This window comes from Pseudomonas sp. R3-52-08 (assembly GCF_003851745.1).
In the GTDB taxonomy this organism is placed as follows: Bacteria; Pseudomonadota; Gammaproteobacteria; order Pseudomonadales; family Pseudomonadaceae; genus Aquipseudomonas.
On sequence record NZ_CP027730.1, the window covers coordinates 4470041 to 4491214 of the forward strand.

The 21174-nt window shown below is 62.0% G+C and carries 20 protein-coding genes; 2 read left to right on the forward strand and 18 right to left on the reverse strand.

Features of this window, described 5'->3' with window-relative positions; genetic code table 11:
• Window positions 1-44 precede the first annotated feature (44 nt).
• The 11 genes from C4J91_RS20555 to C4J91_RS20605 all read right to left on the reverse strand — a co-directional run bounded on the left by C4J91_RS20555 (window position 45) and on the right by C4J91_RS20605 (window position 9002).
• Window positions 45-1034, reverse strand: coding sequence for a DNA polymerase III subunit delta' (locus C4J91_RS20555; RefSeq protein WP_124364006.1), 990 nt, complete (start codon window positions 1032-1034; stop codon window positions 45-47).
• Window positions 1027-1659 (reverse strand): dTMP kinase, encoded by a 633-nt coding sequence (tmk, locus tag C4J91_RS20560; RefSeq protein ID WP_124364007.1) that lies wholly within the window; start codon window positions 1657-1659, stop codon window positions 1027-1029. Before tmk ends, C4J91_RS20555 begins: the two co-directional genes overlap by 8 nt.
• A gap of 19 nt (window positions 1660-1678) precedes the next feature.
• Window positions 1679-2800 carry an endolytic transglycosylase MltG gene (gene mltG, locus C4J91_RS20565; protein ID WP_124364008.1) on the reverse strand — a complete coding sequence of 374 codons (1122 nt, stop codon included), beginning with the start codon at window positions 2798-2800 and terminating at the stop codon, window positions 1679-1681.
• Window positions 2801-3616 (reverse strand): aminodeoxychorismate lyase, encoded by an 816-nt coding sequence (gene pabC, locus C4J91_RS20570; RefSeq protein ID WP_124364009.1) that lies wholly within the window; start codon window positions 3614-3616, stop codon window positions 2801-2803. It lies immediately after the preceding gene.
• A complete protein-coding gene (gene fabF, locus C4J91_RS20575; RefSeq protein WP_124364010.1) occupies window positions 3616-4860 on the reverse strand; it encodes a beta-ketoacyl-ACP synthase II in 1245 nt (414 codons plus the stop codon). Before fabF ends, pabC begins: the two co-directional genes overlap by 1 nt.
• Window positions 4861-4988: 128 nt before the next feature.
• Window positions 4989-5225 (reverse strand): acyl carrier protein, encoded by a 237-nt coding sequence (gene acpP, locus C4J91_RS20580; RefSeq protein ID WP_010566559.1) that lies wholly within the window; start codon window positions 5223-5225, stop codon window positions 4989-4991.
• Between the two features lie 191 nt (window positions 5226-5416).
• Window positions 5417-6160, reverse strand: a complete 744-nt coding sequence (gene fabG / locus C4J91_RS20585; RefSeq protein ID WP_124364011.1) for a 3-oxoacyl-ACP reductase FabG — start codon at window positions 6158-6160, stop codon at window positions 5417-5419.
• Between the two features lie 29 nt (window positions 6161-6189).
• Window positions 6190-7134 (reverse strand): ACP S-malonyltransferase, encoded by a 945-nt coding sequence (gene fabD / locus C4J91_RS20590; RefSeq protein WP_124364012.1) that lies wholly within the window; start codon window positions 7132-7134, stop codon window positions 6190-6192.
• Between the two features lie 126 nt (window positions 7135-7260).
• Window positions 7261-8271 (reverse strand): phosphate acyltransferase PlsX, encoded by a 1011-nt coding sequence (gene plsX, locus C4J91_RS20595; protein ID WP_124364013.1) that lies wholly within the window; start codon window positions 8269-8271, stop codon window positions 7261-7263.
• A gap of 4 nt (window positions 8272-8275) precedes the next feature.
• The gene (rpmF, locus tag C4J91_RS20600; RefSeq protein WP_008152339.1) at window positions 8276-8458 is read right to left on the reverse strand and encodes a 50S ribosomal protein L32; all 183 of its coding nucleotides are present in this window, start codon (window positions 8456-8458) and stop codon (window positions 8276-8278) included.
• Between the two features lie 13 nt (window positions 8459-8471).
• Window positions 8472-9002 (reverse strand): YceD family protein, encoded by a 531-nt coding sequence (locus tag C4J91_RS20605; protein ID WP_124364014.1) that lies wholly within the window; start codon window positions 9000-9002, stop codon window positions 8472-8474.
• A gap of 105 nt (window positions 9003-9107) precedes the next feature.
• On the opposite strand from C4J91_RS20605, the gene C4J91_RS20610 reads away from it, so the two are divergent.
• Window positions 9108-9686 carry a nucleoside triphosphate pyrophosphatase gene (locus C4J91_RS20610; protein WP_124364015.1) on the forward strand — a complete coding sequence of 193 codons (579 nt, stop codon included), beginning with the start codon at window positions 9108-9110 and terminating at the stop codon, window positions 9684-9686.
• Window positions 9687-9834: 148 nt separating this feature from the next.
• Here C4J91_RS20610 and C4J91_RS20615 read toward each other — a convergent pair whose 3' ends face one another.
• The 3 genes from C4J91_RS20615 to rluC are packed head-to-tail and all read right to left on the reverse strand — an operon-like array spanning window position 9835 to window position 12448.
• Complete coding sequence (locus tag C4J91_RS20615; RefSeq protein ID WP_124364016.1) at window positions 9835-10818, reverse strand: S49 family peptidase; 984 nt, start codon at window positions 10816-10818, stop codon at window positions 9835-9837.
• Between the two features lie 21 nt (window positions 10819-10839).
• Window positions 10840-11502, reverse strand: coding sequence for an HAD-IA family hydrolase (locus C4J91_RS20620; protein WP_124364017.1), 663 nt, complete (start codon window positions 11500-11502; stop codon window positions 10840-10842).
• On the reverse strand, window positions 11489-12448 hold the full coding sequence (gene rluC, locus C4J91_RS20625) for a 23S rRNA pseudouridine(955/2504/2580) synthase RluC (protein WP_032886795.1): 960 nt from the start codon (window positions 12446-12448) through the stop codon (window positions 11489-11491). Before rluC ends, C4J91_RS20620 begins: the two co-directional genes overlap by 14 nt.
• A gap of 758 nt (window positions 12449-13206) precedes the next feature.
• On the opposite strand from rluC, the gene rne reads away from it, so the two are divergent.
• Window positions 13207-16365 (forward strand): ribonuclease E, encoded by a 3159-nt coding sequence (gene rne / locus C4J91_RS20630; RefSeq protein ID WP_372238293.1) that lies wholly within the window; start codon window positions 13207-13209, stop codon window positions 16363-16365.
• 203 nt (window positions 16366-16568) lie between these two features.
• Here rne and C4J91_RS20635 read toward each other — a convergent pair whose 3' ends face one another.
• Genes C4J91_RS20635 through C4J91_RS20650 form a run of 4 tightly spaced genes read right to left on the reverse strand, consistent with a single transcriptional unit; the run spans window position 16569 to window position 20921 of the window.
• Window positions 16569-17153, reverse strand: a complete 585-nt coding sequence (locus C4J91_RS20635) for an NTP transferase domain-containing protein (RefSeq protein ID WP_124364019.1) — start codon at window positions 17151-17153, stop codon at window positions 16569-16571.
• Window positions 17150-18136, reverse strand: a complete 987-nt coding sequence (locus C4J91_RS20640) for an XdhC family protein (RefSeq protein WP_124364020.1) — start codon at window positions 18134-18136, stop codon at window positions 17150-17152. The genes C4J91_RS20635 and C4J91_RS20640 overlap by 4 nt, the downstream gene beginning before the upstream one ends.
• Window positions 18136-20457: a xanthine dehydrogenase family protein molybdopterin-binding subunit gene (locus tag C4J91_RS20645; RefSeq protein WP_124364021.1), complete on the reverse strand. Its 2322-nt coding sequence runs from the start codon at window positions 20455-20457 to the stop codon at window positions 18136-18138. The genes C4J91_RS20640 and C4J91_RS20645 overlap by 1 nt, the downstream gene beginning before the upstream one ends.
• Window positions 20454-20921: a (2Fe-2S)-binding protein gene (locus tag C4J91_RS20650; protein WP_124364022.1), complete on the reverse strand. Its 468-nt coding sequence runs from the start codon at window positions 20919-20921 to the stop codon at window positions 20454-20456. Before C4J91_RS20650 ends, C4J91_RS20645 begins: the two co-directional genes overlap by 4 nt.
• Between the last annotated feature and the right edge of the window lie 253 nt (window positions 20922-21174).

Genomic DNA, 21174 nt, shown 5'->3' on the forward strand with positions numbered 1-21174 from the left:
GACGGAACGTGTCTGGCCAACGATACACCCGCTGGCCACGGAAATTAACGCCGGCCGAGCAGACCGACCCACTGCACCAGCAGCGCTTCGAGCAAGAGCACGCGGTTGAGGTTGGCCTTGCCGAGCACCTTCTGGCGCTGGGCGAGGATCCAGTCCTGAATGCTCAACACCTTGTCCTGGGCACTTTTCTGCGCCAGGTATTGCACCACCTTGCGCATGTCCGGCAGGCCCAGGCCGTTCTCGTCCTGGGTCAGCTGGTAGCGCAGGATCAGGCTGGACCAGTCGCAGAACCAGTCGAACAGCAGCAACAGGGGAATGTCCTTCCACGCAGTTTCGGCCAATTGCGTGGCGGACAGTTCCTGTTTGATCAGCTTCTTCACCCCGTCCACCACCAGTGCACGTTGCTCGCGCACGCCCTGGGCCTGCAGCTTCACCGCAGCCAGTGGGGAGCCTGCGGCCAGGGTCAGCAATTCGACCCGCTCTTCTGCCGAGCAGTCCGGCAGCGCCTGCGCCAGCCATTGCAAGCTCATGGCCTCGCTCGGCAACGGGCACGCCTGCTGCACGCAACGGCTGCGGATAGTCGGCAACAAGCGGCTGGACTGATGGCTCACCAGCAATAGCACGGTGTCGCCGGACGGTTCTTCAAGGCTTTTGAGCAAGGCGTTGGCGGCGTTGATGTTCATCGCCTCCACCGGCTCGATCAGCACCACCTTGCGCCCGCCCATCTGCGCGGTCTGCACCACGAAACTGACGAGGTCACGGACCTGGTCGACCTTGATCGCTTTGTCCGCTTCCTCAGGTTCCAGCACATAGTTGTCAGGGTGGCTACCCGCCTTCAGCAGCAGGCAGGATTTGCATGCGCCGCAGGCTTCCAGGCCGACCGGGCGCTGGCACAACAAGCTGGCCATCAAGCGTTCGGCAAGGGCGCGCTTGCCGATGCCTGTCGGGCCGTGCAGCAAATAGGCGTGGGCGTGCTGGGCACGGCCGGCCAATTGTTGCCACAGGCCGTCCTGCCACGGATAGGCATCAGCCACGGGCGCGCTCCAGCAGGGTGGGCACCAGCGCATCGATGGCGTGCTGCACCTGCGCCAGCGGCTGAGCCGCATCGAGCAGGTGATAACGCGCAGGCTCCGCCTTGGCACGCGCGAGGAACGCAGTGCGCACAGCGTCGAAAAACCCCTGGCCTTCCAGCTCGAAACGATCCAGGCGGCCGCGTGCACTGGCGCGGGCCATCCCCACTTCCACCGGCAGGTCGAACAGCAGGGTCAGGTCTGGACGCAGAGCGCCCTGCACGAAGGTTTCCAGGGTAGCGATACGCTCCAGGCACAACCCACGACCACCGCCCTGGTAGGCGTAGGTGGAGTCAGTGAAACGGTCGCAGATCACCACGGCGCCGCGTGCCAGCGCCGGTCGGATGACCTCGGCCAAATGCTGGGCACGGGCGGCGAACACCAGCAGCAGCTCGGTGTCCGGGTTCATTGGCTCATCACCCGGCGCCAGCAATACTTCACGGATGCGCTCGGCCAGCGGCGTACCGCCGGGCTCACGGGTCAACACCACTTCGATGCCCGCAGCACGCAGGCGCTCGGCCAGGTAGTCGCGGTTGGTGCTTTTGCCGGCGCCTTCCGGGCCTTCGAGGGTTATAAACAAGCCAGTCACGGGCAGTCCTTAGTTAGAGTCATTGCGGGCTTTGCGGGGCGCTGGTGTCCGGCGCAGGCTCTGCCGGTACGTCAACCGGTGGCACCGCGTCGTCCAGCGGCTTGACCGTCGGTGCCGGGCTGGAACGGTAATCGGCACGGCGCTTGAGTTGAAACTCACGCACGGCGGCATTATGCGCATCCAGGTCATCCGAGAAAATATGGCTGCCATCGCCACGGGCGACGAAATACAGACTGCTGCCCGGCACCGGGTTCAGTGCGGCATGAATCGCCTCGCGGCCGACCATGGCGATTGGTGTCGGCGGCAAGCCGGCGATCATGTAGGTGTTGTAGGGGTTGGCTTCCTTGAGATGGGCGCGGGTCAACTTGCCGTTGTAGCGCTCACCCAGGCCGTAGATCACCGTGGGATCGGTCTGCAACATCATGCCCATCTTCAGGCGACGCACGAACACACCGGCAATTTGCCCGCGCTCTTCGGGCACACCGGTCTCCTTTTCTACAAGAGAGGCCATGATCAGCGCTTGATAAGGCTCAGTGTAAGGCGCATCAGGCGCGCGCTTGCTCCACTCCTGGGCCAGTACATCATCGAGGCGGTTGTAGGCCTTCTTCAGGAATTCGACATCGGTCATGCCGCGCACGAAACGGTAGGTGTCGGGAAAGAAGCGGCCTTCAGGGAACACGCCAGGATGGCCGAGCTTGTCCATCACTTCGCTGTCACTGAGGCCCGAGAGGCTCTGCACGATCTTGTCATGCTTGGCCAGGGCCGAGCGTACCTGGCGGAAGTTCCACCCCTCCACCAGGGTCAGGCTGTATTGCACCACTTCCCCACGCTGCCACAGGCCGATCAGGCCTTCGGCGGTCATGCCTGGGGTCATCCGGTATTCGCCGCTGTGCAGCGGCTGGCCCTCGAGGTTGAAACGCCAATAAAGACGCAGCCAGAAGGCACCGTCGAGCACGCCATCGGCTTCCAGACGATTGAAGGTGCCAGTGGGCGTCGCCCCTGTCGGCACATCGAGCAATTGCTCCTGGGTCAAATGCAACGGCTGTTTCAAGGCAGCGTTGTATTTCCAGGCGCAAAAGCCCGCCAGCAAAGCCGCCGAGCACACACCGATCAGCAGCAGTACAACCAGTTTTCGTATCACTCAAATATCCAATAGCGCGCGAACAATGCCCTGCAGTTTACGGGTGAGCGGGCCAACCGACCAGCTCATCCCAGCGCACTCGCATACCGGCCAGATGCCATAAACGCTGTTGCACACAAAGACTTCGTCGGCCTGCTGCAACTGTTCGAGACTGATGTCGGCCACGGCCACCGGGACGCCCAGCACTTGCGCCTGGGCCAGGAGTTCGGCGCGCATCACGCCGGCAACGCCGCAACGCTTCAGATCAGCGGTTAGTAACAAGCCGTTGCGCACCAGGAACAGGTTGCTGAACACACCTTCAATGACACGACCGGACGTATCCAGCATCAAGCCTTCGGCATGCTCGGCATCCCGCCATTCGGCGCGGGCGATCACCTGCTCAAGGCGGTTGAGGTGTTTGAGCCCGGCCAGCATCGGTTGTTCGGCCAAGCGGGTGACACACGCAAACAGGCGGATGCCGTCGGTTCCATGGGTTTCGGGATAAGCGGCAGGCGGACTGCCCTGCAGGATACGACGCGCAGCGGCCTCGGGGTCGATGCCATAACCGCGCTGGCTGTCGCCACGGGTCAGGATCAACTTGAGCACGCCATCGCCAAGGGCTGTGGCATAGGCCAGCACCTCGCTACGGACCAGCCCGTGATCTGCGGCTAACCCGAGGCGCCTGCAGCCCTCATGGAGGCGCTGCAGATGGCGGTCAAGCAGCACCGGCTGCCCGGCCTTGACCGCGATGGTTTCAAACACCCCATCGCCATACGCCAGGCCGCGATCTTTCAGGGGCACGCTGTCCGCTGGCTGACCGTCGACCCAGCTGTGCATCACTCGGCGAACCGGCGGAACACCAGCGAGCCGTTAGTGCCACCAAAACCGAACGAGTTGGAGATCACCACGTCGATCGGCATCGGCTGCGCTTCGTGAGGCACGAAGTTCAGGTCGCAGCCTTCGTCCGGCTCATCGAGGTTGATGGTCGGCGGAGCGACCTGGTCCTTGATGGCCATGACACTGAAGATCGCCTCGACCGCGCCCGCCGCGCCCAGCAGATGGCCGGTCATGGACTTGGTGGAGCTGACGGCCAGCTTATAGGCATGCTCGCCGAACACCGACTTGATGGCCTCGGCTTCCGCCAGGTCGCCGGTTGGCGTCGAAGTGCCATGGGCATTGATGTACTGCACCTGGTCGGCGTTGACCTTCGCATCGCGCAAGGCGTTGGTGATGCAACGCGCGGCACCGGCACCGTCGGCCGGTGGCGAGGTCATGTGGTAGGCGTCGCCGCTCATGCCAAAGCCGATCAGCTCGGCATAGATGGTGGCACCGCGCGCCTTGGCATGCTCCAACTCTTCCAGCACCAGGGCGCCGGCACCGTCGGACAGTACGAAACCGTCGCGGCCTTTGTCCCACGGACGGCTGGCACGGGTCGGTTCGTCGTTGCGGGTCGACAGCGCACGGGACGCGCCGAAGCCGCCCATGCCCAGGCCGCAGGCGGCCATCTCGGCGCCGCCGGCGATCATCACGTCGGCTTCATCGTAGGCGATATTGCGCGCCGCCATGCCGATGCAGTGGGTGCCCGTGGTGCACGCCGTCGCGATGGCGTAGTTAGGCCCCTGTGCGCCCAAGTGGATCGACAGGAAACCGGAAATCATATTGATGATCGAGCCCGGCACGAAGAACGGTGAAATTCGACGGGGGCCGGAATCGTGCAGCGTGCGGCTGGTTTCTTCGATATTGGTCAGGCCACCAATACCCGAACCCATGGCCACGCCGATGCGCTCACGGTTGGCGTCGGTGACCTCCAGGCCGGCATTACGCACCGCCTGAAAACCGGCTGCCAGGCCGTACTGAATGAACAGGTCGAGCTTGCGGGATTCCTTGATCGAGAGGTATTCCTCGACATTGAAACCCTTTACCGAGCCGCCAAAACGGGTGGAATAGGCAGAAAGGTCCGTGTGTTCGATCAGACCGATACCACTGTGGCCAGCCAGAATGCCCTGCCAACTGCTTGGCACATCCGTGCCCAGTGGCGACAACATACCCATACCGGTGACTACGACGCGTCTACGCGACACAGCACTCTCCTTCTTCTAATGACGACACTCTGCTTCGCAGCGTACTTTTCGTCACCGCTTAAAGAAAAAACCGCACGCCGTTACAGCAGTGCGGTTTTTCCCTGACAGCAAGCGACGACTACAAACTATTACGCCTGGTGGGCAGTAACGTAGTCGATAGCAGCTTGAACAGTAGTGATTTTTTCAGCTTCTTCGTCCGGGATTTCGGTCTCGAATTCCTCTTCCAGAGCCATCACCAGCTCAACGGTGTCAAGGGAATCGGCACCCAGGTCTTCTACGAAGGAAGCAGTGTTGGTCACTTCTTCTTCTTTGACGCCCAGTTGCTCGGCAACGATTTTCTTGACGCGCTCTTCGATGGTGCTCATACCTTGTTTAACTCCTAATGGACAAATTCAGGCAGCTGGCCAGTGGGTAAGTGTATAGAAAGCCATTTCAGCTTTTCAACTGAAAGCTTCACCCTGTACCCGCCCTGCCACCTGCCTATAAATTAAGTTGCAGCTTTATAACGGATTTTAGACAGCTCGTATGACATATTTTTGAAGCGATCCGTCACAATTTAACTCATGTACATCCCGCCGTTCACTGGAATTGTAGCCCCAGTCACGTATGCCGCACCGTCGGATGCCAGGAAAGTGACCACATTCGCAATCTCTTGAGCCTGGCCCAGACGGCCCAGCGGAATCTGCGTCAGCAAGGCTTCACGCTGTGCTTCCGGCAGTTCGCGGGTCATATCGGTGTCGATGAACCCTGGAGCCACCGAGTTTACCGTAATCGACCGCGAACCGACTTCACGCGCCAGTGCACGGCTGAAACCTTCCAGACCGGCCTTGGCGGAGGCGTAGTTTACTTGGCCGGCGTTGCCCATGGCACCCACTACGGAGCCAATATTGATAATTCGGCCCCAACGCGCCTTGGTCATGCCGCGCAAAACGCCCTTGGACAGGCGGAACAGACTGTTCAGGTTGGTATCGACTACGTCGTACCATTCGTCGTCTTTCATGCGCATCATCAGGTTATCGCGAGTGATACCGGCATTGTTCACCAGAATCGACGGCGCACCGAACTGAGCGGTGATCTCGGCCAGCACAGCCGCCACGGACGCATCACTGGTCACATTCAGCTCAAGGCCGGTGCCCTGCACGCCGTTTTCCTTGAGGGTCGCGGCAATACGCTCGGCGCCCGAAGCGGAAGTGGCGGTGCCGATCACAACGGCGCCCTGACGGCCCAGCTCCAGGGCGATGGCCTGGCCGATGCCACGGCTTGCGCCGGTAACCAGTGCAACTTTACCTTGCAGACTCATGCAGGCTTCTCCTAAGTACAAAATCGGGATTAAGCGTTCAGGCCAGTGCCGCGAGCGGCAGCGAAGGCTTCAGGGGTATTGAGGTTGGCAGTCGACACACCGTCGGCGCAGCGCTTGTTCAGGCCGGCCAGGACTTTGCCCGGACCGCACTCGACCAGCTCGGTGGCGCCGTTGGCGGCCAGGGTCTGCACCGACTCCACCCAGCGTACCGGCTTGTAGAGCTGCTCCAGCAGGTCGCGCTTGAGGGTGTCCAGGTCAGGGGCAACCGTCGCGCTGACGTTCTGCACCAGCGGGATCTGCGGCGCCTGCCAGTTGATGGCAGCGATAGACTCGGCAAAACGCTCGGCGGCCGGACGCATCAGTTCGCAGTGCGACGGCACGCTGACCGGCAACGGCAGCGCACGCTTGGCGCCACGCGCCTTGCAGCCTTCGATGGCGCGTTCGACCGCCGCCTTGGCACCGGCAATGACCACTTGGCCAGGGGAGTTGAAGTTGACCGCGCTGACCACTTCGCCCTGGGCCGCTTCGGCACAGGCTTCGATCACCACGGCGTCGTCCAGGCCCAGGATAGCGGCCATGCCGCCCTGCCCGGCCGGAACGGCTTCCTGCATCAATTGGCCACGACGCTCGACCAGCTTGACCGCTTCAGCGAGGGTCAGGCTGCCCGCCGCGACCAGCGCGCTGTATTCGCCCAGGCTGTGGCCGGCAACGAATGCCGGGCGCGCGCCGCCTTCGGCCAGCCACAAGCGCCACAGGGCGATCGAAGCGGTCAGGATGGCCGGCTGGGTCTTATCGGTTTGATTGAGTTGCTCTTCCGGCCCCTGCTGGGTCAACGCCCACAGGTCGTAACCCAGTGCGTCGGAAGCTTCCTTGAAGGTGTCCAGGATCAGCGGGTATTGCGCGCCCAGTTCGGCCAACATGCCGAGGGACTGCGAACCCTGCCCTGGAAAGACGAATGCGAGGGATGTAGACATGTAACAAGCCCCTAATGATCTTGTCGTCGGAAAGAGGCGCCCCTACGGTGGGAGCGCACGAAACTGACAGATTGGATGGTCAATTGAACTGGCCGGTCACATTTAAGCACTCCCGGGCCAATTCGCCTAAGGCAACAGATCCTCGAGACGGCCGTGCAAACGTTGCGGCAGGTTTTCCTGAATCTCGATCACGGCCCGCGCAATGGCACTTTGAAAACCTTCCACACCAGCCGAACCGTGGCTTTTCACCACAATGCCCTGCAAACCCAGAAAACTCGCGCCATTGTGCCTGGCCGGGGCCAGGTCGGCCTGCAGACGGCGCATCAATGGCAGCGCCAGGGCGCCAACAGCACGCGACACCAGGTTCTGTTTGAACAGCGCTTCGATGCGCGTGGCGATCATGGTCGCCAGGCCCTCGCTGGATTTGAGCAGGATATTGCCGACGAACCCGTCGCACACCACCACATCCGCCTCACCACGGTACAAACCGTCACCCTCGACAAAGCCGACGTAGTTCAAGCCTCGCGCGCCCTGCAGCAACGCAGCGGCGAGCTTGACCTGCTGGTTGCCCTTGATGTCTTCGGTGCCGATGTTCAGCAAGGCCACGCGTGGCCGTACCACGCCCAGCGCTTCGGCCGCCACCGAGCCCATCACGGCGAACTGGAACAGGTGCTCGGCACTGCAGTCGACGTTCGCCCCCAGGTCCAGCAACTGGCAATAACCTTTCTGCGTCGGAATCGCCGCCACCATCGCCGGCCGGTCGATGCCCGGCAGCGTCTTGAGCACATGCCGCGACAAGGCCATCAGCGCGCCCGTATTGCCGGCGCTGACACAGGCCTGCACCTTGCCGTCGCGCAACATTTCCAACGCCACGCGCATGGATGAGTCGGGCTTGCCGCGCAGGGCCGCTGCCGGCTTTTCGTCCATGGTGATGGCTTCGCTGGCCGCTGTAACCGTCAGGCGCGCGCGATCCACCGCCGGATGGCTGGCAATCAGTTCTTCAAGTAGGGAGGGTTGACCGACGAGGGTCAGGTGCAGCGAGGGCGTTGCAGACAGGCTGGCAATGCAGGCCTGAACAATGCTGCGGGGACCGAAGTCCCCGCCCATTGCGTCAATCGCGATGACTTGAGCAGACAAGTGATTACTCGTCAGCGCCCTTGTCGATCACTTTACGGCCACGGTATACGCCTTCTGGCGATACGTGGTGACGCAGGTGAATTTCACCGGTGGTTTTTTCTACAGACAGAGTGCTTGCCGTCAGGGCATCGTGCGAACGACGCATGTCACGGGCAGAGCGGGATTTTTTGTTCTGCTGAACAGCCATAATTGATTAACTCCTAAACGTTTGGGTCACGCTTTAACTGCGCCAATACACTGAACGGGTTGGACCGCGTTACCTCGTCCTCGCTCGGTTCGGGCTCGTCATCGAGACCCGCCGGCTGCTGGCATTCTTCCGGATGATGAGCAGGCACAATGGGCAAGGCGAGCAAAAGCTCCTCCTCGATCAGTGCATGCAGATCCAAAGGATCTTCGCCCAGTTCCAGCACGTCATAACCTTTCGGCAACGACTGGGTATTCGCACCCTCCTTCACCACGGCATAACTGCATTCGCTGTGGATCGGCAGGGTGACCAGCTCAAGACAACGCTGGCAAACCATCTTGACTTCGGTGTCGATAAAACTGTGGATCACCACAGACTTACGTTCATCTCGTTCAAAAACGAATTTGGCCTGGACCGCACCGACAGTGTCGGAAAGCGAGTCGCAGAGTCTCTCCAAATCGGCCAGCGGCAATTCACCTTGAAGGGAAGTGCCACGATCAGCCAATTTGCGCGGGTCAACGTGAGGTGGAATCGGGTCATTCAACATAGGCGCAGCATTATAGGGATGCACCCAGCCATGTCAAAGGAAATTCAGCCCTGTGCGTCAGCCGGTCACGCCGCTAGAATCTGCGGCTGCCTTGAGGAGACGTCCATGCTGCCTTTATTACTTGCGTCCAGCTCGGTTTATCGCCGGGAATTACTGAGCCGCCTGCACTTGCCGTTCACCTGCGGCGCACCGGATATCGATGAAAGCCATCGCCCGGATGAATCCGCCATTGAGCTGGTCAAGCGCCTGGCCGAAGAGAAAGCGCGCGCCCTCGCCGCCAGTCATCCAGGACACCTGATCATCGGCTCGGATCAGGTGGCTGCGCTTGAAGGACGGATTATCGGCAAGCCGCACACCTTCGAAAACGCCCGCGAACAATTGCTGGCAGCCAGCGGCAAACGTGTGAGCTTCCTCACCGGACTGGCGCTGCTCAATAGCGATACCGGGCACTGCCAGGTCGACTGCATCCCTTTTACGGTGCACATGCGCGAACTGAGCGTTGAACGCATCGAACGCTACCTGCGGATCGAGCAGCCGTATGACTGCGCGGGCAGCTTCAAGGCCGAAGGCCTGGGCGTGAGCCTGTTCCAGAGCACCGAAGGGCCGGATGCGACCAGCCTTGTGGGCCTGCCGCTGATTCGCCTGGTAGATATGCTGCTGGCGGAAGGTGTGCAAATCCCCTGAGAGCACTGCAGATCCAAATGTGGGAGGGGCGGTGCGACGATTCGACTTGCCCCCGATAGCAGTGGATCAGCCAGCCTATGTATGACTGACACACCGCCATCGGGGGCAAGCCCCCTCCCACATTTTGTCCTGCATTTACTTTGAGATATCAGCGCAGGGTCGGGCCCTGGAAGCCCATGTACAGGGCCAGCTTCTCAGCCACACTGGCGCCCAGCTTTTTGGAGAAGCGGTCAAACGGCGATTCCTCAACCGTGAAATCCACCAGTTCCTTCTCGCCAATCACATCCCGTGCTACCGAACTGGCACTGCCCAGGCCGTCGATCAAGCCCAGCGGCAGCGCCTGTTCACCCGACCACACGAGGCCGGAGAACAGCTCTGGATGGTCCTTGTCCTTGAGCCGATCGCCACGCCCTTGCTTGACGCTGGCAATGAACTGACGATGGGTGGTATCGAGCACGCCCTGCCAGAACTGGGTTTCATCGGCCTTTTGCGGCTGGAACGGGTCGAGGAACGCCTTATGCTCCCCCGACGTGTAGGTGCGACGCTCCACGCCCAGCTTCTCCATGGTGCCGACAAAACCGTAGCCGGCCGCCGTCACGCCAATGGAGCCGACCAGGCTGGCCTTGTCCGCATAGATCTGGTCGGCGGCGCTGGCGATGTAATAGGCACCCGAAGCCCCCAGGTCCGAGATCACCGCATAAAGCCTGGTATCTGGATGCAGGGCGCGCAGACGGCGGATCTCGTCATACACATAACCCGACTGCACCGGGCTGCCACCGGGGCTATTGATGCGCAGGACCACGCCTTTGACCTTGGGGTCTTCGAACGCGGCGCGCAGGCTGCTGACGATGTTGTCGGCGCTGGCGGGTTCCTTGTCGGCAATCACCCCGCGCACTTCGATCAAGGCGGTGTAGTGGCTGCCACGGATGGCGCTTTTTTCCATGTCCATCAGCGGGCTGAACAACGCCAGCATGCCCAACAAATACACGAAGGTCAGCAGCTTGAAGAAAATCCCCCAACGCCGTGAACGACGCTGCTCCTGCACGCTGGCCAACAAGGTCTTTTCCAGCAACTTCCAGCTTTTGTCGTCGCTGCTATCGGCCTTTTCAGGCGCTTTCCACTCGTCACTCATGCCATTAACCCCAGCAAAGACTTATTGAGCCCGACCGAGCCAGGCCTGCAGTTCAGAAAAATGATCGATCGTCAGCCTGGGCTCATATTGCTGCAAGGCTTCGGCCGCCTGGGCGCCGTAGCTGACCGCCACGCTGTCCATGCCCGCATTGCGCGCCATCATCAGGTCGAAGGACGCGTCCCCCACCATCAGTGCCTGGCGCGGCGCTACCCCGCAGTGAGCCAGGATCTGCTCCAGCATCAGAGGGTGGGGTTTGCTGGCGGTTTCATCGGCGGCACGGGTGATGTCGAAATAATCGTCCCAGCCATGTGCCTTGAGCACGCGGTCGAGCCCGCGCCGGGCCTTGCCGGTGGCCACGGCAAGGTAATAGCCCTGGGCACGGAACGCCTCCAGGGACTGCCTCACACCGTCGAACAGCGGGGAAGGCTCGGCCTCCAGGGCGATGTAGTGATCCGCGTAGTGCTGTCGAAACGCGATCAGTTGCGAGTCGTCGATCTGCGGGTACAGGGTGCGGATGGCCTCAGGCAAGCCCAGGCCGATGATGCCCTTGACCGCCAGGTCGCTGCACGGCTCGAAGCCGGAACGGGTCGAGGCCGTGTGCATCGATTCGACAATCCGCCCTATGGAGTTGGCCAGCGTTCCATCCCAATCGAAGATCAGCAGCTTGTAATCAAGGCGCGACACTCAAACGCTCCACGGTCTTGGCCCACATTTCATCGACTGGCGCCTGCAACTTCAACTCACCGCCATCGGGCAGCGGCACGGTCAGCATATAGGCGTGCAGGAACAGACGCTTACCGCCCAAGTCGCGAATTTCTTTGGAGAAATCCTCATCGCCGTACTTGGTATCACCGGCAATGCAGTGACCGGCGTGCAGGGTGTGCACGCGAATCTGGTGGGTACGCCCGGTCACCGGCTTGGCCTCGACCAGGGTGGCGAAGTCGCCGAAGCGGCGCAGCACCTTGAACAGGGTCAGGGCCTCTTTGCCCTCCTCGTCCACTTCCACCATACGTTCACCGGAGCGCAGGTTGCTTTTCTGCAAAGGCGCTCGCACGCTCTTGATCGAACTGGCCCAGTTGCCACGCACCAGCGCCATGTAGCGTTTATCCACGCCATCGCCACGCAGGGCGGTGTGCAGGTGGCGCAACATGCTGCGCTTCTTGGCGATCATCAACAGGCCAGAGGTGTCGCGGTCCAGTCGGTGGACCAGTTCCAGCTCCTTGGCATCCGGGCGCAGCTGACGAAAGGCTTCGATCACGCCGAACGTCAGGCCGCTGCCGCCGTGAACGGCAATGCCGCAGGGCTTGTTGATCACGATGAGTTTGTTATCTTCGAACACGATCGAGGCTTCCAGGCGCTGCAGCAGGCCCTGGGCCAGCGGCACCGGCTCGTCGCGCTCGGGCACACGCACTGGCGGTACTCGGACGATATCGCCCGCCTGCAACTTGTATTCGGGCTTGATCCGACCTTTGTTCACGCGCACCTCGCCTTTGCGCAAGATGCGGTAAATCAAGGTCTTGGGCACGCCTTTGAGCCTGGCCAGGAGAAAATTATCGATGCGTTGGCCGGCATATTCCGGCGAGACCTCGAGCAGCTGGACGCTGGGGGTCTGGGGGGCGGTAGTCGTCATGGCGGCGATGATAACAATTTTTTATGGAATTGAAGCACTTAATCATTGCTGCTATAGTCGCGAACGCCGCCAAAAGCGGCCTGGACAGAGGACTTGCGGCAAACTGCCGGCCCTGACCATCGCAATTCATCAGGACGCGAGGCCGTCCTACGGGGCGTTCGCCACCTTGGAAGGCTTGAGATTGTAACAAGCGCAGGTGACATGAGGCCTGAAGCGAGTGCGCAAAGCAGAGTGAATACTCGCCTTGCGCGCCGATATTTACGGCCAGTTCACAAAGTGCAGTCAGTCTCGGGCCAGACCATGGCGAATGCTTCGGAAACAACGCCTGTTAAGAGCTGAGTGCGAGCGCAGTCGCCCACACCTAGTCTTGTTTAGCCATGAGCGTGGACTCCCCATTGGAGAACACGGTAAATGCCAACCCGCTGCGGATTCTGCGCGCGGCAGCACCCGAATTATCAGGGATACGTGTAGGGTGGAGATGCACAACCGTCGGACCGTGTAGCACTAGGCTTATATTTAGACGCTTCATCTCGTCCACAGTCGCCGGTTGATTCCTCCTCCTGACCTTAGCTTTTGTTGAAGTGGTGCCTTTGTCACCACCGCTAACAAGCAGGACGCGTCCGTCGCGATACCCGCCCAATTGGCAGGTTTTGCTGGACACTGGAGTGGCCAACCACTCTTGACGCACCTGACACCGACCGTGAGAAGTCGTGTGTGCCGAACGCCGTTTCCGGCAGCCCGGAAACCGACGGTACAACATGAAAAGAATGCTGATTAACGCAACCCAACCCGAAGAGTTGCGTGTTGCACTGGTAGATGGCCAACGCCTCTACGACCTGGATATCGAATCCGGTGCCCGCGAGCAAAAGAAGGCCAACATCTATAAAGGCCGTATTACTCGCATCGAACCTAGCCTTGAGGCTGCCTTTGTCGATTTCGGCTCCGAGCGCCACGGCTTCCTGCCCCTCAAAGAAATCTCCCGCGAATACTTCAAGAAGGCCCCCGAAGGCCGGGTGAACATCAAGGACGTCCTGAGCGAAGGCCAGGAAGTCATCGTTCAGGTCGAGAAAGAAGAACGTGGCAACAAGGGCGCCGCCCTGACCACCTTCATCAGCCTGGCTGGCCGTTACCTGGTGCTGATGCCGAATAACCCGCGTGCCGGCGGTATTTCCCGTCGCATCGAAGGCGAAGAGCGCAACGAACTGCGTGAAGCGCTCAACGGATTGATCGCTCCGGCCGACATGGGCCTGATCGTGCGCACTGCAGGCCTGGGCCGTAGCAGCGAAGAAATGCAGTGGGACCTCGACTACCTGCTGCAGCTGTGGACCGCCATCAAAGAAGCGTCCCTGGATCGTTCCGCGCCCTTCCTGATCTACCAGGAAAGCAACGTGATCATCCGCGCCATCCGCGATTACCTGCGCCAGGACATCGGCGAAGTGCTGATCGACAGCGTTGAAGCCCAGGACGAAGCCCTGACCTTCATCCGCCAGGTGATGCCGCAGTACGCCAGCAAGATCAAGCTGTACGAAGACAGCGTTCCGCTGTTCAACCGTTTCCAGATCGAAAGCCAGATCGAGACCGCTTTCCAGCGCGTAGTCGAACTGCCTTCCGGCGGCTCCATCGTGATCGACCCGACCGAAGCCCTGGTGTCCATCGACATCAACTCGGCGCGCGCCACGAAGGGTAGCGACATCGAAGAAACCGCCCTGCAGACCAACCTGGAAGCGGCTGAAGAAATCGCCCGCCAGCTGCGCCTGCGTGACATCGGCGGCCTGATCGTGATCGACTTCATCGACATGACCCCGGCCAAGAACCAGCGCGCCGTGGAAGAGAAAGTCCGCGAATGCCTGGAAGCTGACCGTGCCCGCGTGCAGGTCGGCCGCATCTCGCGCTTCGGCCTGCTGGAAATGTCCCGTCAGCGCCTGCGCCCATCCCTGGGTGAAAGCAGCGGCATCGTTTGCCCGCGTTGCAATGGCACCGGCATCATCCGTGACGTTGAATCGCTGTCGCTCGCGATCCTGCGCCTGATCGAAGAAGAAGCCCTGAAAGACCGCACCGCCGAAGTTCGCGCACAAGTGCCGATTCCGGTTGCCGCCTTCCTGCTCAACGAAAAACGCAACTCGATCACCAAGATCGAACTGCGCACCCGCGCCCGTATCGTCATCCTGCCGAACGATCACCTCGAGACGCCGCACTTCGAAGTGCAGCGCCTGCGCGATGACAGCCCGGAAGCCCACAGCGGCCAGTCCAGCTACGAAATCGCTGCTGCCGCTGCCGAAGTGGAAGAAGTCCAGCCAGCCGCTGCGACCCGCACCCTGGTCCGCCAGGAAGCCGCCGTGAAGACCGCACCGGCCCGCGCCAACGCACCGGTTCCGGTTGAAGCCGCCGCTCCGGTTGCCGCGCCGGCCGCCCTGCCTGAGCCAAGCCTGTTCAAAGGCCTGGTGAAATCCCTGGTCAGCCTGTTCGCCACCAAGGAAGAGCCCGCCGCGCCGGTTGTGGTTGAAAAAACCGCCGCCGAACGCCCTGCGCGCAACGAAGAACGTCGCAACGGTCGTCAGCAGAGCCGTAACCGCAACGGTCGCCGCGACGAAGAGCGCAAGCCGCGCGAAGAACGTGCTCCGCGTGAAGAGCGCGCGCCCCGTGAAGAGCGTGCACCTCGCGAAGCCCGTGAAGAAACCCCGACCGTAGCCCGTGAAGAACGCGCACCTCGCGAGGAGCGTGCACCGCGCACTCCACGTGCCCCGCGTGAAGATCGCAAGCCGCGTGGCGAGCGTGAAGAACGTGTGCGCGAACTGCGCGAGCCTCTGGACGCGGCACCTGCCGTTGCCGCCGCCGCAGCCGCAACCACCGAAGAACGCCCGGCCCGCCAGCCGCGCGAAGAGCGCGCGCCACGTGAGGAACGTCAACCACGTGCTCCGCGTGAAGAGCGTCAACCGCGCGCCGAACAAGCCGCTGCCGCCAGCGAAGAAGAAGTGCTGACCGGCGAAGAGCAACTGCAGGAAGAGGGCCAGGACAACGCCGAAGGCGATCGTCCACGCCGCCGTTCCCGTGGTCAGCGTCGTCGCAGCAACCGTCGTGAGCGTCAACGTGATGCCAACGGCAACGTGATCGAAGGTTCGGAAGAAGCCGGCGAGCACGCAGAAGCTGGCAATCACGAACCGACCGGTGACGAACTGGCTGCCGGCCTGGCCGTGACTGCCGCTGTGGCCAGCTCGGTCATCAGCGCACCAGCTGAAGCCCAGGCTCATGAGCAGGCTGAACGCGCTACCGCCGCTGTCGAAGAGACTGCTGCTTTCGAAGAGACCGCTACGGTAGAAGCGCCTGTTGCCGAGACTCCAGTGGTTGAAGCACCGGTGGTGGAAGCCGCTACCCCAATCGAAACCCCAGTGGTTCCGGAAGTGGAAGTGGCACCGGTTCGCGACGCTCAACCCGTGACCGAAGTGGTTGCCGTTGAAGTCGCCCCGGTCGTCGAGCCTGCGCCAGTGGTTGAAGCTGCAGCTGAAGAAACTGTGGTTGAAACACCGGCTGCCGAAGAAGCCGCCCCGGCCGTGCGTGAAGTTCGCGAAGAACAGACCGCCTTCCAATGGTCCGCCGAACCTGCCGCCCCGGTTGAAGCGCCTGCGCCCGCGCCGGTGGTAGAGGAAGCGCCAACTCCGGTTGCTGAAGTCGTGGTTGCCGAGCCGGCCCCAGTGGTTGAGCCGGCCCCTGTGATCGAGCCAACGGCGGTCGTAGAGCCTGCGCCAGTCGTGGAAGCCCCGGTGGTAGCCGAAGTCGCCGCTCCGGTGGTTGAAGCTGCACCGGCAAGCGCCCTGACTGAAAACGGCCGTGCACCGAACGACCCACGTGAAGTGCGTCGCCGCCGCAAGGAAGCCGAGGCTGCCGCCGCTGCTGCTGCGTTAGAGCAAAAGGCCCAGTAAGAAGAGCACGAGCCTAAACCCCTCGTCTGATTCCATCAGCCAATAAAAAGCCCCGCCTGAGCAATCAGGTGGGGCTTTTTTTGCAAAAAAATCGAACACACGGCTGTTCAAAGGTGGGAGGGGGCTTGCTCCCGATAGCGGTGGATCAGCCAACACCTCCATGAGCTGACATACCGCTATCGGGAGCAAGCCCCCTCCCACATTCAGTCGGCGCTGAAACTCAACTGTTGCGGCACATCCACATCCCATAGCACGCCAGGATCATCCACCGGCACGCCTCGCACCTGTGCCAGTGCAAACAAAGCTTTCGCGCCACGGTCGCCGGCCAATGCCATCAATGCAGGCCCAAATACACGGCCGAAAGCGACTGGATGCCCATACTGTCCGGCATGCACCGGCACAGTGATGCTTCCCGGATCGGCCAGCACACGCTCGATCGTCGCGGAACGAATAAACGGCATATCCCCCAGTACCACTAGCCAGCCCTCTGCCGAAGCACTGGCCGTGACAGCGGCGGCAATGCTATCGCCCATACCGGCCGATTCCAGCAGCAGGACCTTACAACCATGTGCCTCTGCCAACCGAATCACCTCAAGGCGTTCCGGTGAAGTCACCACCCAACGCTCAACAAGCGTCGCCGGCAGGTTCACCAATACCTGCTCGATCACAGGCCGCGTCACGCCGTCCAGGCCGACGCAATCGGCCAGCAATTTATCCCGGTCGGCGCCGGCCTCAGCGCGGAAGCGACTGCCCTGCCCCGCCGCCAGCACTATTGCCGTCACCGTCACTGGGCAGCCACCGGCAGCGGCTTTTTCTGCAAGGGCGCCACGCCGTTCTTGATCGCGACGATTTCCGCCATGAGCGACAGTGCGATTTCCGCCGGCGTATGGCTGCCGATGTGCAAACCGATGGGCCCATGCAAGCGCGCGATTGCGTCCGCCGACAAGCCCAGCGCCGCCAGGTTTTCCCGACGTTTCAGCGTATTGACCCGCGAGCCCAGGGCGCCAATGTAGAACGCGCTGGAATTCAACGCCGTAAGCAACGCCATATCGTCCAGGCGCGGGTCGTGGGTGAGGCAGACAATCGCCGTGCGCTCGTCGGTCTGGATATTCAGCACCGCTTCATCGGGCATGCCCGGCACGAAGCGGCCGTGTTGTTCCTCCCAACCATAGACAAACTCTTCGCGCGGGTCGCAGATCAGCACTTCGAAGTCGAGCAGGCGCGCCATTTCCGCGACGTAGCGCGACAGTTGCCCAGCGCCGATCAGCAGCAGGCGCCAGCGCGGCCCATAGATGGCGCGCAGGCGCTGGTCGTCAAAGGTCACCACATCGGTCTTGCTCGCAGGGGTGAGGGTCACTTCGCCGGTGGCCAGGTTCAGCTCCCGCGCGACAATCTGATGATCCTCGCAGCGCGCCAGCAATTGCTCCACCCAGGCCCACTCTTCCACCCGTTCTTCGGTCAGGCGCAACGTGCCGCCGCAAGGCAGGCCAAAACGCGCCGCCTCATCGCGGGTGACGCCGTAGGTAACCAGTTGCACGGGCGGGCCGTCGGCGGGTAAACGGCCATCCTGCAGGCGTGCGATCAAGTCGTCCTCGATGCAGCCGCCGGACACAGAGCCGATCACCACCCCGTCGCCGCGCAAGGCCAACATCGCCCCCGGTGGGCGCGGCGCGCTGCCCCACGTCTGCACCACGCTGTACAACACCACGCGTTGCCCGGCGCGGCGCCATTGCAGCACGCTGCGCAAGACATTCAGATCCACACTGTCCATCAGGCTTTCGCCTCCTGCCAACCCTGCAATTGATAGCGTACCGGCAGGTTACGGATGCGCTGGCCGGTCGCTGCGAAGATCGCGTTGCACAACGCCGGCGCAATCGGTGGTACGCCGGGCTCGCCGACACCGCCCAACGGCACCTCGCCGGTCGGAGTTACCAGGTGCACGGCGATCTGCTTGGGCGCCAGGGACATACGCGCCACTTCGTACATATGAAAATTGTCTTGCTGGACCTTACCGTCCTTGAAGCTGATCTCGCCCAGCACCGCGTTGCCCAGGCCCATCACACACGCGCCCTCGAACTGCGAGCGGATGCGTTCCGGGTTGATCTGCGGGCCGCAGTCCACGGCGATATCGGCCTTGTGCACAATCAGCGTACCGTCGTCTTTGACTTCCACCTCGATCACCGCTGCCACATAGGTGACGAAACTGTAGTGCACCGCCAGCCCCAGCCCACGCCCCTTGGGCAGCTTGCGCCCCCAGCCGGCGGCCTTGGCGGCGGTTTCCAGTACGCCACGCAGGCGCGCGGTGTCGATCGGGTAACGCTCGGGGGATTCGCCGTAGTTCCACTCGTCGCTCAAGGTTTTCGGATCGATCTGACGGTCCGGGCCGAGCAACTTGAGCTGGTACTGCAACGGGTCCTGGCCGGCCTTGTGCGCCAGCTCATCGACAAAACTCTGGATGGCAAAACCGTGGGGAATGTTTGACACCGAACGGTACCAACCCACACGGGTATGCGCCGCCGCTTCAGGGTTTTCCAGGCGCACGTTGGGAATGGCGTAGGCCATATTGGTAAAGCCCATGCCCAGTTCGAATGCCGCTTCGTGGTTCATGCCCGGCGCGAACAGCGCGGTAATGCTCGGCGCTACCGTACGGTGCAGCCAGGCGGCAGGCAGGCCGTCCTTGTTCAGGCCAGCCTTGAGGTATTCGGCCGACACGGTATGAAAGTAGGAATTGTGGATATCGTCTTCACGGGTCCACTGTACGCGCACGGCTTTGCCCGGAAACTGCTTGGCCAGGACGGCGGCTTCGATGATGAAGTCCGGCTTGGATTTGCGCCCGAAACCACCGCCCAGCAAGGTCACGTGCACCGTTACGTTATCGAAGGGCACGCCCAGGCGCTCGGCGATGCGCTCGCGAGTGACTTGCGGTGCCTGGCTCGGCGCCCAGGCTTCGCACTGGCCCTTGTCGAAACGGGCGACGGCGACCATCGGCTCCATCGGCGACTGCGCCAGGTGCGGCAGGTAGTAGGCCGCCTCCAAGGTGCTGTCGGCATCGACCATGGCCTGGTCGAGGGTGCCGGTGTTGCGCACCACTTTGCCGGGCTGGCGGGCGGCGGCCTCCAGCTCTTTGCGGTAATCGACGGAGTTGTAGCCAGCGTTGACGCCGTCGTCCCACACGATGTTCAGCGCGTCACGGCCCTTGATCGCCGCCCAGGTATTGCTGGCCACCACGGCCACGCCACCGAGGGGCTGGAATTCGGAGGGGATCGGCCGGCTTTCGATTTCCAGCACCTTGATCACGCCAGGGACTTTCATCGCGGCACTGGCATCGAAGGATTTGACCTTGCCGCCATATACCTTCGGCCGTGCGATGGTGGCATAGAGCATGCCGTCGACATGCACGTCGGCACCGTAGACGGCGCTGCCGTTGACGATGTCGACGCCATCGATGGCCTTGACGCCTTCTTTGCCGATATAGCGAAATTCCGTCGGCTGCTTGAGCCGCAGGCTGTCGCGTGCGGGAACGGCCAGCGCACCGGCCGCGATGGCCAACTCGCCATAGCCCAGCTCACGACCGCTAGGTTGGTGGATCACCTTGTGCAATTGCGCACGGCACTCGCTGACCGGCACCTTCCACTGCTCGGCAGCGGCCTGCTCCAGCATCGCCCGCACACTGGCGCCGCAACGCCGCATCGGCTCGTACCAATGGCGCATGCTGCGCGAGCCATCGGTGTCCTGATTGCCATAACGCACCTCGTCACCCGGCGCTTGCTGGACCTTCACCTTGGCCCAATCGGCCTCCAGCTCATCGGCCACCACCAGGCTGAGGCTGGTGCGCACGCCCTGGCCCATCTCCGAACGGTTGCACACCACGGTCACCGTGCCGTCGGTGGCGATGCTGACGTAGACCTTGGGGTCATCGATCAGCCCATGGGGCATTGCATCGCCGCCATATGGCTTGACCGCATCAGCCGCGAAGGCGTCAGGCAGACCCCAGCTGGCAGCGATCACCAGCACACCGGTGGCCCCCGCGCCTTTGAGAAAGCCGCGACGACTGAGGTTATTCAGCACGAAATCAGCGGGTAACCGGCTCATGCCTTGGCCCCCAGGTGCGTGGCCGCCTGACGGATCGCGGTTTTGATCCGGTTGTAGGTGCCGCAGCGGCAGATATTGCCGACCATGGCCTCTTCGATCTGTTCATCACTGGGGTTGGGGTGGGTTTTCAGCAACGCGGTGGCCGACATGATCTGCCCGCCCTGGCAATAGCCGCACTGGGCCACGGCGGTGTCCAGCCAGGCTTGCTGCACCACCTGGCCGACAGGATCGGTGTGCAGGTTGTCGATGGTGCTGATGGCCTGGCCTTTGACCGCACCGATCGGGGTGATGCAACTGCGTGCGGGCGCACCGTCGATGTGAATGGTGCAGGCGCCGCACAGGCCCATGCCGCAACCGAACTTGGTGCCGTTGTAGCCCGCTGCATCGCGAATCGCCCACAACAGCGGCATATCTTCGGTGACGTCCAGTTGATGGTCTTGGCCGTTGAGTTTCAGGGTAATCATGGGCACGCCCGCCTGTTCATTGCATGGTTAGGGGCGAGCAATCTGTTGCAAGAGGTCACGCGGTTCGGTGCGCACAGATTGGCTCAGGCTGAGGAGGCTCTCTTGTGAAGACAGGTCTTCACCGGGCCTTTGGTGGAGCATCTACGTAATGTAAACCAAAACGCTCGAAAGTCAGCGGGCGCAAACGCAAACGCCCCGAACGGGTCGGGGCGTTTGCGGATAACCGAGCGGCGCGGGTTCACGCCATCAGTGG

Coding starts and splice junctions, on each gene's coding strand:
- pabC (WP_124364009.1), bottom strand. CDS start 3,616: ATGCACAGCTGGGTCGACGGTCAGCCAGCGGACAGCGTGCCCCTGAAA.
- C4J91_RS20650 (WP_124364022.1), bottom strand. CDS start 20,921: ATGATTACCCTGAAACTCAACGGCCAAGACCATCAACTGGACGTCACC.
- rpmF (WP_008152339.1), bottom strand. CDS start 8,458: ATGGCTGTTCAGCAGAACAAAAAATCCCGCTCTGCCCGTGACATGCGT.
- fabD (WP_124364012.1), bottom strand. CDS start 7,134: ATGTCTACATCCCTCGCATTCGTCTTTCCAGGGCAGGGTTCGCAGTCC.
- acpP (WP_010566559.1), bottom strand. CDS start 5,225: ATGAGCACCATCGAAGAGCGCGTCAAGAAAATCGTTGCCGAGCAACTG.
- C4J91_RS20610 (WP_124364015.1), top strand. CDS start 9,108: ATGCTGCCTTTATTACTTGCGTCCAGCTCGGTTTATCGCCGGGAATTA.
- C4J91_RS20645 (WP_124364021.1), bottom strand. CDS start 20,457: ATGAGCCGGTTACCCGCTGATTTCGTGCTGAATAACCTCAGTCGTCGC.
- C4J91_RS20640 (WP_124364020.1), bottom strand. CDS start 18,136: ATGGACAGTGTGGATCTGAATGTCTTGCGCAGCGTGCTGCAATGGCGC.
- C4J91_RS20615 (WP_124364016.1), bottom strand. CDS start 10,818: ATGAGTGACGAGTGGAAAGCGCCTGAAAAGGCCGATAGCAGCGACGAC.
- C4J91_RS20605 (WP_124364014.1), bottom strand. CDS start 9,002: ATGTTGAATGACCCGATTCCACCTCACGTTGACCCGCGCAAATTGGCT.
- fabG (WP_124364011.1), bottom strand. CDS start 6,160: ATGAGTCTGCAAGGTAAAGTTGCACTGGTTACCGGCGCAAGCCGTGGC.
- rluC (WP_032886795.1), bottom strand. CDS start 12,448: ATGACGACTACCGCCCCCCAGACCCCCAGCGTCCAGCTGCTCGAGGTC.
- rne (WP_372238293.1), top strand. CDS start 13,207: ATGAAAAGAATGCTGATTAACGCAACCCAACCCGAAGAGTTGCGTGTT.